This is a genomic window from Microcoleus sp. T3_B1, assembly GCF_036700445.1.
Classification (GTDB): domain Bacteria; phylum Cyanobacteriota; class Cyanobacteriia; order Cyanobacteriales; family Microcoleaceae; genus Microcoleus.
Window position 1 is genome coordinate 1 of record NZ_JAUBOX010000137.1, and the last position, 11,771, is coordinate 11,771.

The window sequence follows — 11,771 nt, forward strand, 5'->3', positions numbered from 1 at the left end:
ACTCGATCGAATAAGGTTTCATTTTTTTCGCTTATGTACTAAATACAGTGTATCATATATACATGGAATATGCTGTAGCTAGAATCGCAATCGCTATAATATCTTTGAGTAAGTGTTCTTTACTTCTTTCTATTCTGGGGTCTTTCAAATTGGCAAAATGCTCTAAAAAACTGGCATTTAAAATATTCATTGAATGCCATGAATCTGTTTGTTTTTGTTGGGAAATTACAGCTTTACTAAAACCTCTTGCCATTGGTAGCACCCATAAACTACAACAAACTACATTGAAATTTAGTCGGATTTAACTGTAGCATATTTTGGGTTCCAGTTAAGATGCGTTTACCCTGGTAATATTACTAGAAGTTCCAGTAGTGTTTTGGTTTAAGGTTGGAATGTCACTTGCTTGAATATTGGACAATAAAATGTTATTGCCATTTCCTCTTAAAAAATTACCAGAAGTAATTCCGCCAGATATATTATTTAATGCGGTTTGCCTGTTGTTTAAGTCAGATAGATTATTATCGGCAACTAATCGTAAAGCTATCTGATTGAATATTGATACCGCAAAATTAGCATCATCCGACAATGCTTGTGCTAACTCATCTAAAGTATTTAATGTTTCCGGCGCGCTACCGATTAAGTTGAATATTGCGGTGTCAATATCCGCTGGTTTGGCGAACCGAGATTGAGGTATCTGCTGTACCGTACCCGTAGTTGCATCGCGTCCCAATAAGGTATTGGCTGGTAATTCCGTCAATCTACCGTCAATTGCTAATTTAATTGTTTCTAAATCGAGCCTTAGTTGTTCTATCTCGTTATTTTTTTTTTCGCTTTCAATTCTAATTGCAAACTCTAATTCTAAAAAATCATTATCTTTTAAGAGTCCGTATCCATAATCTACAAGTTGAATAGCTATTTCATCATTTTGCTCTAAGATGCGTACCGCTTGTTTACTTAGGTAGGGATTGAGCAAGTCAAAGTAATCCTTACGTCCCCGATTTACCATAATAATTTCAGCTTTTTCTCTCCATCCCGTTTCACCTGTTTTTCGGGTAAGGAGTTTTAAACCAAATTTTTGGGAAGCATTTTCCGCAGTCGTAAACTTACTTAACTTTTCGGCTTCTGTTTCATCTCCGTCAAAATCGGGGAAACGGAACAATTGAAATGAAGCAAGTGAACCATTGCAGTAGATAGCCTCTAAATATATTCCCAGTTCATCATCGGGGTCGATAGTCATACCCCTGAGATGGAATACTTCTGTAATGGCTGTTGTAGTAGTAGGTTTAACAGAAATCGGAAAAGTACGTGTTTTGATGCCCATTGGTTTGTTTTGGTGTGTATTTCCTAGAGTAGCCCCCTACTGTAGGGGGCTACTTGTAAAAATGCTGGCAGATACTAGGTTGTTACAACGAATTCGTTGAATCCATCCAAAGCCCCTTCTTTGAAGCCTTCAAGAAAGTTACCTAATTCAGCGTTAGTCTCAGTAATTTTTTCAATTTTGTCGTCAATTTTTTGATTGATAACAAAGGATTGACCGTCTTGCAACCCCCAATTAGCAATCTTACTGTCAATTGCTTTATTACCAGTACGGATATTTTCCCGTGCATATTTCCGTAAATTCATGTACCCTACTTTTGCTGCAAGATTACGCGCATATCGAATAAATACGTTAGCTAGGTTTGAAAGTTCGTCAATCAATTCTTCAGTAATACTGTTTCCGGTATCTTGCTCCGCTTGAATAGATATTGCTGCTGCACCAGTAATATTTATTTTTAACTTAGGATTGCCTTTTCCTCCACCGAGAAACATCCCTACAAGTAACCGCCCAACAGACTCTCCGAACGTATTCATAAACGACAGATGAACAGCTTTTAGTTCTGCAAGGATAGCGTTATCAGACTTTATCCAGTCAACGTTGAGGACTGTGTTGGTTGTTCCCACGATTGCTTGCTGCAGGGTAGGGAGCATAGCCCCAAGCGCTACTCCCCCAAGCTTGATACTGCCTAAAGCACCCCACATAGATGCGATGCCACCGCTGGCAATAGCTGTCAAACCAGTGACACTACCAATAAACCATCCTGCGACAGCTACCGCAGCACCTCCAGCTAAAAACCCTAGCGGATCATCCCTGAGCCATTGACCAAACAATTCCCAATCCCCACGTGCGATCGCTCCCAGTAATTCCTTTCCCCCTTCCCATATTCTTTTCCCAAATTCAACAACCGTTTGAACCCCTTTTTTGATAACGGAAATCGCTTCACTAGCTGACTCTTTCAACCATTTACCAGGGTTTATCCCTTCAGTCGAAAAAGCGAGAGCGCTATCTTCAATCGTTACTCCCCAGATTTTACTTTCAGCCATATTTTTAAGTTAGCAACCATTCTGTTGCAGTTTCGGTAATTGTGCCGTTTACCCCTATCACGGACGTGTAAGGCAAGGTTATACTACCCGAATATTCAAGGGAATTGTAGTCGAACTTTAACGTACAGTTAGTTAGATTGTTAGGGTTTTTAGCTGATTGATTTTGCCAATAGACTATGTATTGAACCACATCAATAAAATATTGACTCAAGGTTGTACCTTTTATCGTTCCACCACTACCAGGTTCAAAAGTGAGTGTTGACAAGTAAGGTGCAGCCTTGTCAGTAAAGATGCCACTATACTCCTCAAAGGTCACGGTACCGGGCATCGTAAAATCCCCTTCTAAAATCTGTTCGTCACTTTTGGTTATATTGAGTTTTTGGGCGGTTAAGCCTTTTTCGGCACTGTTAATTAAGTGTACCAACTGCCACAATTGCCCCTCGATAGTCGTCGCATTTATTGTTGAATTGTATCCCGGCGTCACTGTTGCCATGTTTTTACCTTCATTTTTACAAGTAGCCCCCTACAGTAGGGGGCTACTCTAGGAAATGCACTAAGAAACCAACTAACTTCCTTTGACCTTGGTTGCAAGTGCGATCGCAAAACCGAACAGGGTAGTTGCCAGCGTCGTCAGGTTTACGGGTGCATCACCCGCTGCTTTTAGCCCGATCGATAAAGCCCCAAACGTAACCCCTACCGCGCTTGTGCAAAGCGAGAACATCAAAAATCGGTAAGCGTACCTGTCAATCTCAAGCATCTTCTATTGTCCAATCGGTGCGAGAAGGGATATTTTCATTCGGAAAGCCCGCTCGATCGTGTAACACTCCATCGCGCATGAGCACCCCTTTAATATCCCGAATATCACACTTGAGTATCCCTAGTTCGACAACCAAATTATCGATATTCTGTTGCATCTTTCGACCGTAACTGAAATTGTGTTTTTCAACTTGAAGGGACAAGTTTTCTAACCGGGTACTGTACTTGCTCATCGCAAAAGCAAAACCAGCCGTTGCTGCTCCCCCACCGCCACCAATAATTAGAATGATTATTTCTAATAATTCTTTTGTTGTCACCTCAATTTATTCCTCCTGTATACTCCCACGCAAACAGTGAAACATTGCCACTGTAATTAGCATCAAAAATTAAGGTATAATTGTTGACTATTTGGGGGTAAGTGATTATTTGCAACCTGTTCACGTAGATTTTAAATGAATTATCAAACTTGGCGTCATTGCTCCCCCCTACGATTAAACCACTATTTACTTCTCTGCTAAGGTATCCACCCCACCGCCAAGGATCGATGACAGCACCCGGTAAAGAAAACATTATCGCCACAGCGGGGGTGGATAGTAAAACAGGGCAAGTAACGCGAGTGTACTTATTGTCGTCTGGAGGTATTGAGTTTAACCCCCAAATTTGATTCCACGAATCCTGATTGAATGTGAAATTCATTTATTACTTAGCTTTAGCCAACAAAGCTGCTTGTTCTGCGGTAGTGCTAGGCGCGTCTACACTGGTAGACGTTTCCGCAGTTGCGCTTAAAGGTAGTGGATAGGTTCTACCGCCTTTAATGGTGTACTGGGGATAAATTTCAGTTGCACTAGGAGCGGTGCCAGTTCGCTGAACCTTTCCATCCGGAATATATTCGGCAAGCGCTTCTCCGATTTGTGCAACAGTCATTGCACTAGGAAAAGTTAACGAGACAGTACGTTTTGTTTTTTTTGCTAATGCGCCCGTTTTTAGTATTACTGTTCTAGCCCTCGCGCTTGCGTCTGGTGTGTAACTAATTTTACCCGCAGGTACTACGACATCAGTAGCTACTCCTGCGGCATTAAGTACGGATTTTGTGTAACCCTTTCTGTCCCGGTTAGCTTCGCCTGACGGTACGTATTGCTTGTCTACAATGCCAAGAAAACCCGCAACACGAGAAGTGCACGTAAAAGTTCCAATTAAACTTTCTAGTGTTGCATCAGTAGGTTTTTCGCTTGGGTCTTGTCCCTTGTAACCAACTAAAAAAGCTAATCTACCCATAACCATTTCTCCTAAAATACTTATTTTTTAATATAGCTCGCAAAACAACTTATTTTTGATCCAGAAGCTATGTTGAACCCCTATAGGTTTACACAGTTTTTTTTGAGCTAAAATCAACGCATGATTGTTTACTATTTTTAAATGTGACCACTAAACCTACCACTAAACGTCTCACTCTCGACAGCAACAAAGGGGAACCCTCCCTGCTTTTTGCGATAAACGAACTAATCGCCAGCGGTGGTATTGATTTTGATGAATGGTGGAAAGAGTACCGCAAGGGTTTTCCATTACGCAATCAAGCTGTAACTAACTTTCGGAAAGAAAGTTGGGTGACACCCAAATATCTCGATATCACCCCAAGGGGAATCGGTACAGGTAAAGTGTTTGAATTTTTCCCAGACGAAAAAGACCTAACTACCAGTTACATACTTTCGGGTACTACCCGCGATATCATCCACCACATCACTGCTATCGGATACCAACAAGGTACTGGTGCTGGTGCTGTATCTGGTAAAGGTAGCAAACCGCCACTGCGAGGCTTTCCACTAATTGAGCTTTATTTCGTTAGTCCTGATAAAAAAGTAGGGGTTAAGTGGATACGATGCGCGGGCTTTACTGACGATCCGAAAATCGCTCAAACCAAACTCGCAAAACTCGTGACACCTGCGGACATCAAAGATTGGGCTAATAAAATCAAAACTATTTTTGGTGACACCAAGTATATCTGGAAGAAAGGCAAAGAGTGTCTATCATATAGTGGTCAAATTGCTCGCTTACAAGGCTTAGAAGGATATGCCTATGTGAGGAACAAGGAGGATGGGATAGCTTTATTTACGGCAATACTGAAAATATTTGACGCGCTACCCGACAAAGACGGCTTCAATGAGAGTGTGAGCACGTCTGCTACGAAGTACGCAAAACAGACTAAGGAAATAATTGTGGTAGGGGAAAAAGTGAAACCAGATGAACGTCGGCCATTGGCTGATTGCGAGTTTGACCGGGCCGTACTTAAACTACCTTTACTGAACAAACCTATCCCTTTGGTTAAAAAAAATATCGTACTTTATAAATGAGAGTATTTGCTAGTATCTGTGTGCATTTCCTAGAGTAGCCCCCTACTGTAGGGGGCTACTTGTAAAAATAGACTGAATATGACTGATTTTAAGGGTTGACGTGAAGTGAGTTTTGGTGCGATCGTCGTAAGTAACAGAAGGCCCCTACGGTGGTACTAACACTTTCGGGGCATTTGCTTCTGGCTGTATCAGAGCCTTTGGCTTTATTATTATGTCACAACAGTCCGCTTCGCGTGCCCCACGATCGACTTGTCTTAACTATTCGTGGGATAAGCCCCTTGCACTCCGTTGGTATCGAGACGCCGTGTTTGATGGTATCCGCCACACCGAGGCTTTCGCCTGCATTGATATCGGTACTGGCGTTAAGCCGTGGTTGTACTACTACCAGGCTCCCGTGCTATTACCGGAACAGGTAGATGCCCTTTATGGCGTTGAGCCAAAAACTACCGATCGCCTAATCCGCAACTTTGAACCACAACTGGTAGGGGATGGCTTGTTCAGTTGTCCCGAAACCTTCATTGAACACTCGGAACCCGTACTCGGTATCTGCTGGATAGGAAAACCCCACCTCAACTACCTGTTGCCCCCACGGGCCGTACTTAAGCTGGCCTGTTGGATGCCAGCAACTACCGAGGTGCTGCGGGTACTAACGTGCCTCGAAGCGATCGCAAAAAAGGCATATGAGCCACTACCGGAACCGGTGAGGATGACGCAACACTACAAGGTAGTCGAACGGCGAACCGCCCCAAAGGACAAGCTGGCAATGGTACTAGAAGCACAAGAGTTAGGGCTTTACGCCTATGCCAAACACTTTGGGGACTTGAAGTCGGGCATCACCTACAGTCGGTTGCTTACCCACTACGAACGGGGTGGACAGTTCCCACCTACCCGCCAAGAGCTTAATGAATTGTTAGTTGAGTTTTAGGCTGGTATCCGATCGGTAAGGTCACAAGTAAAAAAGCTAGAGTCACATCATCTGCATAGTGTGAAGCTAGCTTTCTCTTTTTTTGTGTGCATTTCCTAGAGTAGCCCCCTACAGTAGGGGGCTACTTGTAAAAATGCCAACACGTCCGCCAGTACCCCTAACAACATACCAATGGCTATCAATTTTTACGAAGGTAAGGAAAACAAACCAAATCGACTGTTTATTCAGGCTGACAAGACAACGATACACGATCGCATCATATTTGCTGAAGCTTACTACAGTGTCGATGATAAAGCAGTTCATTTTTACGGCTTGCTGCACAGTGAATCTATTGGAATAGAAAATTCAAAGGATAAGGCTTGGAAAGTTGACGGAATGCAAAAAGTTATCGTAAGTTTTTGGAAGACGAAAAAACCTACTTGGAACAATGAAACGAGAAAGTTTGAGGACAAGGAAGTCGAATCAAGCGAAAACTACCTTTACGGTTTTGCTAAGGATGTCTTGGAAAGTATTGACAGTGATTGTGTTTCAGCAGTTATTGCGCCCTACGTTAATCCTCAATTTTTAGAGGAAACCAAAAAACCCGATTTAGATGCGACAACAATCGCCTACTGGGAGGCTAAGGTAAAAAACACAATTGTTGTCGCAGTAAAGGCGAATACTGACTTGACAGAAATCGATAAAGGGGTGTTGACTGCTATTACTTCTAGCAGCTTTAGCGGTAGTGGTAAAACCTACCAAAAGGCAGAGACCGAAACTGAAAAGTTAGAAGCACGTTTTGAGTTTCTTAAACGACATCTCGGACGGGATTATTCGTCTATCGCCACATTGCATGAGTTAGGGATATTACTAACCCATGTCCCTAGTAACGCTGACTCTACTAGTGACCAACTAGCGCTGGCTAAATCTATCGATTTAATCGTGAGAATGTGGCAATGAGTATCAAAGATTTACCCGAAAAAGTAAGGCAAGCTTTAGTCAATCCAATAGAAGATGGTGAGCCTGTTGACAATGAACTAGACATCGGAAAATATGCGAGGCTTAAAAGGTTAAAGCAAGACGATAGCAACAAAATTCCGATTGAAGGTGAAACGATAGGAAGAAAACTAGAAAACCTTTTTCGGATGACGATAGCAATCCCTGTGCCCGATATCGTTTATCCATTACTTGCTGCTTATGCGAGTTTACCGAGCGCCTTGTCCGACATCCTTCCAATACTAGAACTAAGGGGGGAGCCGGGCTCAGGAAAGTCGGAGTGTATCAAAATATTTTCCCGCGTAACAGGCAGTACCCTTAACGCCCGATCAACGGCTGCAAGTATCAAAAATGACATCAATCAAATTAGATGGGCCGATCCATCTACCTTCTCGATTGAGAAAAACTGCTTTTATTTGCTCGACAATGCTGACAAAGAATTCTTTGATGAACGGGACGTATTAACGGCCCTTCTCAACGGGTACGACAGGTACACGGATAAGCAAAGTATCAGCAACGGTAAAGGGCAAAATATTCCATTTTACGTATTCTGTCCAAAAGTGTTTACAACTGTTTGGCGTATCGATAGCCCTGAAATACGACGGAGATTAATAACCGTCAAGTTCGAGCCAAAGCAGAATTTAGACCAATTGATTAACCCTGATACTTTGGCTATCAACTCTCTAAAAAAAGAGTTAAGCATTTACTGGAACGACACTCCCCCTAACTGGGAGTTGCACCATGAATGCCAGCTCAGAGTAAAAAGCAATTTTCCAGCTAGCTACTCAAAACAGTCTTGGAAACTTGTTTCCGATGTTATTGTTGCAGGGTTGTGTACAGGCGTTTGGGGTGAACTTGGTGAAGCCTTTGACTTTTTCGAGGGTTACTTTGAATTCAGAAAAAAATCAAAGGAGGGCATTTACGAAGTAATTCTCGCTGAGACTTTAAGCGAGCTTTCGGGTATCCCGACGTCAGAATGGGAAACAAGCCCCAAATCGATACTAATTGAAGTAGACCCTAAAGCCTTAAAGCAAAGGATAGATTCTCACGCAGAGTCCGGGCTTATTCCGCGCATTAAGCCCGATCAACTACAGTTCGATATCCGAGCTCTGGGATGGAGAGTAATGTCAAAAAGAGGGAAGTACGTCTATGTATTTGTCAAAAAATGAGAACCAAAAGAACAACGCGTGATTGGATAGAAGAGGTAGAGAGGGTAACAAAAGATCGGAAATTTTGCAATAACTTTGCTAATTTGATTGACACCTTGGAAGAAGTCAATAGCTTAATCCCTACTTCACAAGCAAGGTTCCTAAAACTAAACCTGACGTTAGCAGTTGACTTGCTTAAGACTTGTCAAAAACAAATATTTAGGCTGGCCCAGTTACGCAGTCAACTTAATCGGTTAGTTTGAGTTGGCATTTTTATAAGTAGCCCCCTACTGTAGGGGGCTACTCCCAGAAATACACACAGAGAGACTAGAAAAACCATGAACTACAACGACGAAAGATACTATCAAATCGAAAAATATTGCGACACCTTGTGCGAAATATCAGCTAACACAAGGGAAGTAATTCAAAGTCTTAAACTGGCACAACAAAAACTACGCGAAGCGTTGATTACAGCCACGCCCCTAAAAAAATATAGCGACGTGCCAATTTCTTTTGTGAGTAACGTCACGATTGTTGACGTTCATCGCAATTTGTTATTCCTTGACTTACTACTTAGTCAAACTTTTGGGGTAACCAATACCGACGCTTTCCGGGAACTGCTAGAACTGACAAACTTTGAGCTAAAGGAGGATGAATGGTAAAAAATGAAATTCACGCTCGATTATCAAGCGAGATGATGGAAAAAATAAAGCAGCTAACTGTTGCCAAAAGTTTTCCTACTATTTCTCACACTTGTAGATGGCTACTGGAAATAGGGATTGCGGTGACAAACAATGAATTTGAGCGTCACAGGTCAAATGATAATAATATTTTGTCAGATACGGCTAATACTTTACCTACCATTGAAACCGAAAACCTTATTGACTGGTAACAGTCAGCAACTGCCATGAAGGAATGGTGCAACACTAACGGCTATCGGTCGCGAGGAAAATCGATCTTTTTGGGCGCTATCGCACAATCAGGAATTGCTGACAACGTTCAAGGGGTACAAAGGAAAAATGGTTATACCTTCAAAAACTTGGCGCTGTTACCCTTTTGATCTGATACCGTCCGCAATGACGTTAAACTAGCCTTACCTAAACTACCCAACAAAACCAATGGAAAAATTACCTACGTTTGAATACACAGAGTCTGAGTACGCGCGGTATCTACCCAGAACAATAAGTAATGAAATAGCTATCAAGGCTATCAACAAATATTTACTTTGTGTCGCCGAAAGGGTTAACGAATTAATCGAAAGAGATTCTCAGTTCGACCTAAATGCTTTCAAGGTAAGCTTTTTGACCGAGTTAAACAATTTACTCGCAGAAGTTAGCGAAAGTAATACCGGTGAGACGGAGACGATAGAAAGTAGGCTTGATGCTGTTGAGCTTCAATTACAGGTACTGAAAGAGAAGGTAGCCAAACTCCAATCGACTGTTGGTATCCAAAAACCTAAAAACTTAGCCAACATCTTTGACCTGCTAGTCTAAGCTGGCATTTTTACAAGTAGCCCCCTACAGTAGGGGGCTACTCCAGAAAATACACTAGAGAAACAATGAAAATTAACCCAAAAAGTTTAACCAACCTAAAACCTGGTGTAAATAAAAAAGGTACGGGTGCAATACGGGTGACACTAACGCTTAAGCCGGAAACAGTCAAACTGCTTCGGATGACGGGCAACATGAGTGTAGCGGTGGATAAATTTATCGAGTTAATTAAGCAGGGTTGCGTTAGTCATGACGGGATGCTTAACCCAATACCGTCCCGGTCAGAAGCCGAAAGCCTACAATCACAACATACGCATAGCGTGACTGACGCGATCGCCGATGCCAAAATCTACGGCTTTACTCCTGAAGAAGCTTTAGCGGACGCCCAATTTCAAATCAATATGCTCCAAGCCAATCATAATGAGCTTGAGGGCAAGTATGAAGCGGTAAAGCGGGAATTAGAGGAAGCGCGATCGCAAATATCGCCTATGGGTGCAAGGTAGAAGATTGATAGAAGAGCTTGCTTGTAAGCGAGTGTCATGTAGGAGACACTGGGACAGGTGAACAGCCAAAAATGAGGCCCAAAAGGCCCCTAAAATGACTGTTTTGCTAGAGTAGTGATAGAAATCAGGTACGTAAAGGCTGAAAGTATTGGAAAATCGTAATTAAATGATAGTTGTAGAAAACGTATCAAAACAGTTTGGCAGTTTCCAAGCACTCGATCGAGTCAGCTTAAAAATTGAATCGGGTTCCCTAGTCGCATTGCTGGGCCCGTCTGGTTCCGGCAAGTCTACACTGCTGCGGCTGATTGCCGGTTTAGAAATGCCCGACTCTGGCAAAATCTGGCTGACAGGCCAAGATGCGACCAATACTAGCGTCCAAGACCGCAAAATTGGGTTCGTGTTTCAGCACTACGCGCTATTCAAGCACATGACAGTGCGAAAAAACATCGCTTTCGGGATGCAAATTCAGAAAACACCGCCCGCGAAAGTCAAATCGCGGGTAGAAGAATTGTTGAATTTAGTGCAATTGGCAGGATTGGGCGATAGATACCCGTCGCAACTTTCAGGAGGCCAGCGGCAGCGGGTGGCCCTCGCCAGAGCCCTGGCTGTGGAACCGAAAGTGTTACTGCTAGACGAACCTTTTGGAGCTCTCGATGCCAAAGTTCGCAAAGATTTGCGCGCTTGGTTGCGGCGACTGCACGACGAAGTTCACGTTACCACAGTCTTTGTGACGCACGATCAAGAAGAAGCGATGGAAGTTGCCGATCGCATTACAGTAATGAATAAAGGTAAAATCGAACAAGTAGGCACACCAGCAGAAATTTACGACAATCCAGCGAGTGCTTTCGTAATGAGTTTTATCGGTCCAGTCAATGTATTGCCTAGCAGTTCAAGAATGTTTCAAGACAACGGCTTTGACTCCGCCAACCCAGAGATTTTCTTGCGCCCTCACGACGTAGTAATTGAAACTACAGAAAATAGTGCAACAGTGCCTGCCAGAATCAGTCGCTTGATTCATTTGGGATGGGAAATTCAGGTAGAATTAACCTTAGATGACGGTCAAGTAGTAAACGCTAATTTGACTAGAGAAAGATTCGATAGCTTGAACTTGCAGCCCCAGCAAAGAGTGTTCGTAAAGCCGAAAGATGCCAAGTCCTTTCCACTTTTTTATTCCATCTAAGGATCGCTAATTAAATAATTTACACTCTTGAAAGTGGGTTGGGCGTCCCGCCCGCCCTTTCTGGACGGGCGGGACGCCCATCCCA

Annotated in this window: 17 protein-coding genes; 9 read left to right on the forward strand and 8 right to left on the reverse strand. The window is 42.8% G+C overall.

The genetic code is table 11. The annotated features are described in order from the left end of the window. Positions 1-52: 52 nt before the first annotated feature. The 8 genes from QT990_RS34265 to QT990_RS34300 all read right to left on the reverse strand — a co-directional run bounded on the left by QT990_RS34265 (position 53) and on the right by QT990_RS34300 (position 4,392). On the reverse strand, positions 53-253 hold the full coding sequence (locus QT990_RS34265) for a hypothetical protein (protein ID WP_333466334.1): 201 nt from the start codon (positions 251-253) through the stop codon (positions 53-55). Positions 254-328: 75 nt separating this feature from the next. Next, complete coding sequence (locus QT990_RS34270; protein WP_333148032.1) at positions 329-1,321, reverse strand: hypothetical protein; 993 nt, start codon at positions 1,319-1,321, stop codon at positions 329-331. A 74-nt stretch (positions 1,322-1,395) separates the two neighbouring features. After that, positions 1,396-2,361, reverse strand: a complete 966-nt coding sequence (locus tag QT990_RS34275) for a hypothetical protein (protein ID WP_333148030.1) — start codon at positions 2,359-2,361, stop codon at positions 1,396-1,398. 4 nt (positions 2,362-2,365) lie between these two features. After that, the gene (locus tag QT990_RS34280) at positions 2,366-2,854 is read right to left on the reverse strand and encodes a hypothetical protein (RefSeq protein ID WP_333148028.1); all 489 of its coding nucleotides are present in this window, start codon (positions 2,852-2,854) and stop codon (positions 2,366-2,368) included. Between the two features lie 72 nt (positions 2,855-2,926). Further along, positions 2,927-3,118 (reverse strand): hypothetical protein, encoded by a 192-nt coding sequence (locus QT990_RS34285; protein ID WP_333148026.1) that lies wholly within the window; start codon positions 3,116-3,118, stop codon positions 2,927-2,929. Further along, positions 3,111-3,434: a hypothetical protein gene (locus tag QT990_RS34290; protein ID WP_333148024.1), complete on the reverse strand. Its 324-nt coding sequence runs from the start codon at positions 3,432-3,434 to the stop codon at positions 3,111-3,113. Before QT990_RS34290 ends, QT990_RS34285 begins: the two co-directional genes overlap by 8 nt. A gap of 1 nt (position 3,435) precedes the next feature. Continuing rightward, the gene (locus QT990_RS34295) at positions 3,436-3,813 is read right to left on the reverse strand and encodes a hypothetical protein (RefSeq protein ID WP_333148022.1); all 378 of its coding nucleotides are present in this window, start codon (positions 3,811-3,813) and stop codon (positions 3,436-3,438) included. 3 nt (positions 3,814-3,816) lie between these two features. Next, entirely contained in the window at positions 3,817-4,392 is a 576-nt protein-coding gene (locus QT990_RS34300; protein ID WP_333148020.1) for a hypothetical protein, read from the reverse strand. A 143-nt stretch (positions 4,393-4,535) separates the two neighbouring features. Here QT990_RS34300 and QT990_RS34305 point away from each other — a divergent pair, with 143 nt between their 5' ends. From QT990_RS34305 to QT990_RS34345, 9 genes are all read left to right on the forward strand, one after another. After that, positions 4,536-5,465 carry a hypothetical protein gene (locus QT990_RS34305; RefSeq protein ID WP_333148018.1) on the forward strand — a complete coding sequence of 310 codons (930 nt, stop codon included), beginning with the start codon at positions 4,536-4,538 and terminating at the stop codon, positions 5,463-5,465. 211 nt (positions 5,466-5,676) lie between these two features. Continuing rightward, the gene (locus tag QT990_RS34310; protein WP_333466335.1) at positions 5,677-6,390 is read left to right on the forward strand and encodes a hypothetical protein; all 714 of its coding nucleotides are present in this window, start codon (positions 5,677-5,679) and stop codon (positions 6,388-6,390) included. A gap of 171 nt (positions 6,391-6,561) precedes the next feature. Next, positions 6,562-7,329: a hypothetical protein gene (locus tag QT990_RS34315; RefSeq protein ID WP_333148202.1), complete on the forward strand. Its 768-nt coding sequence runs from the start codon at positions 6,562-6,564 to the stop codon at positions 7,327-7,329. Continuing rightward, complete coding sequence (locus QT990_RS34320) at positions 7,326-8,534, forward strand: hypothetical protein (RefSeq protein ID WP_333148200.1); 1,209 nt, start codon at positions 7,326-7,328, stop codon at positions 8,532-8,534. The genes QT990_RS34315 and QT990_RS34320 overlap by 4 nt, the downstream gene beginning before the upstream one ends. Positions 8,535-8,851: 317 nt before the next feature. Then, positions 8,852-9,175, forward strand: coding sequence for a hypothetical protein (locus QT990_RS34325; RefSeq protein ID WP_333148198.1), 324 nt, complete (start codon positions 8,852-8,854; stop codon positions 9,173-9,175). Continuing rightward, positions 9,169-9,405: a hypothetical protein gene (locus QT990_RS34330; RefSeq protein WP_333148195.1), complete on the forward strand. Its 237-nt coding sequence runs from the start codon at positions 9,169-9,171 to the stop codon at positions 9,403-9,405. The genes QT990_RS34325 and QT990_RS34330 overlap by 7 nt, the downstream gene beginning before the upstream one ends. Before the next feature lie 226 nt (positions 9,406-9,631). Next, positions 9,632-10,006: a hypothetical protein gene (locus QT990_RS34335; RefSeq protein ID WP_333148192.1), complete on the forward strand. Its 375-nt coding sequence runs from the start codon at positions 9,632-9,634 to the stop codon at positions 10,004-10,006. 65 nt (positions 10,007-10,071) lie between these two features. After that, a complete protein-coding gene (locus tag QT990_RS34340; RefSeq protein ID WP_333148190.1) occupies positions 10,072-10,506 on the forward strand; it encodes a hypothetical protein in 435 nt (144 codons plus the stop codon). 166 nt (positions 10,507-10,672) lie between these two features. After that, the gene (locus QT990_RS34345) at positions 10,673-11,686 is read left to right on the forward strand and encodes a sulfate/molybdate ABC transporter ATP-binding protein (RefSeq protein WP_333148188.1); all 1,014 of its coding nucleotides are present in this window, start codon (positions 10,673-10,675) and stop codon (positions 11,684-11,686) included. The last annotated feature ends 85 nt before the right edge of the window (positions 11,687-11,771 follow it).

Coding starts and splice junctions, on each gene's coding strand:
- QT990_RS34265 (WP_333466334.1), bottom strand. CDS start 253: ATGGCAAGAGGTTTTAGTAAAGCTGTAATTTCCCAACAAAAACAAACA.
- QT990_RS34270 (WP_333148032.1), bottom strand. CDS start 1,321: ATGGGCATCAAAACACGTACTTTTCCGATTTCTGTTAAACCTACTACT.
- QT990_RS34275 (WP_333148030.1), bottom strand. CDS start 2,361: ATGGCTGAAAGTAAAATCTGGGGAGTAACGATTGAAGATAGCGCTCTC.
- QT990_RS34280 (WP_333148028.1), bottom strand. CDS start 2,854: ATGGCAACAGTGACGCCGGGATACAATTCAACAATAAATGCGACGACT.
- QT990_RS34285 (WP_333148026.1), bottom strand. CDS start 3,118: ATGCTTGAGATTGACAGGTACGCTTACCGATTTTTGATGTTCTCGCTT.
- QT990_RS34295 (WP_333148022.1), bottom strand. CDS start 3,813: ATGAATTTCACATTCAATCAGGATTCGTGGAATCAAATTTGGGGGTTA.
- QT990_RS34300 (WP_333148020.1), bottom strand. CDS start 4,392: ATGGGTAGATTAGCTTTTTTAGTTGGTTACAAGGGACAAGACCCAAGC.
- QT990_RS34310 (WP_333466335.1), top strand. CDS start 5,677: ATGTCACAACAGTCCGCTTCGCGTGCCCCACGATCGACTTGTCTTAAC.
- QT990_RS34315 (WP_333148202.1), top strand. CDS start 6,562: ATGGCTATCAATTTTTACGAAGGTAAGGAAAACAAACCAAATCGACTG.
- QT990_RS34320 (WP_333148200.1), top strand. CDS start 7,326: ATGAGTATCAAAGATTTACCCGAAAAAGTAAGGCAAGCTTTAGTCAAT.
- QT990_RS34325 (WP_333148198.1), top strand. CDS start 8,852: ATGAACTACAACGACGAAAGATACTATCAAATCGAAAAATATTGCGAC.
- QT990_RS34330 (WP_333148195.1), top strand. CDS start 9,169: ATGGTAAAAAATGAAATTCACGCTCGATTATCAAGCGAGATGATGGAA.
- QT990_RS34335 (WP_333148192.1), top strand. CDS start 9,632: ATGGAAAAATTACCTACGTTTGAATACACAGAGTCTGAGTACGCGCGG.
- QT990_RS34340 (WP_333148190.1), top strand. CDS start 10,072: ATGAAAATTAACCCAAAAAGTTTAACCAACCTAAAACCTGGTGTAAAT.
- QT990_RS34345 (WP_333148188.1), top strand. CDS start 10,673: ATGATAGTTGTAGAAAACGTATCAAAACAGTTTGGCAGTTTCCAAGCA.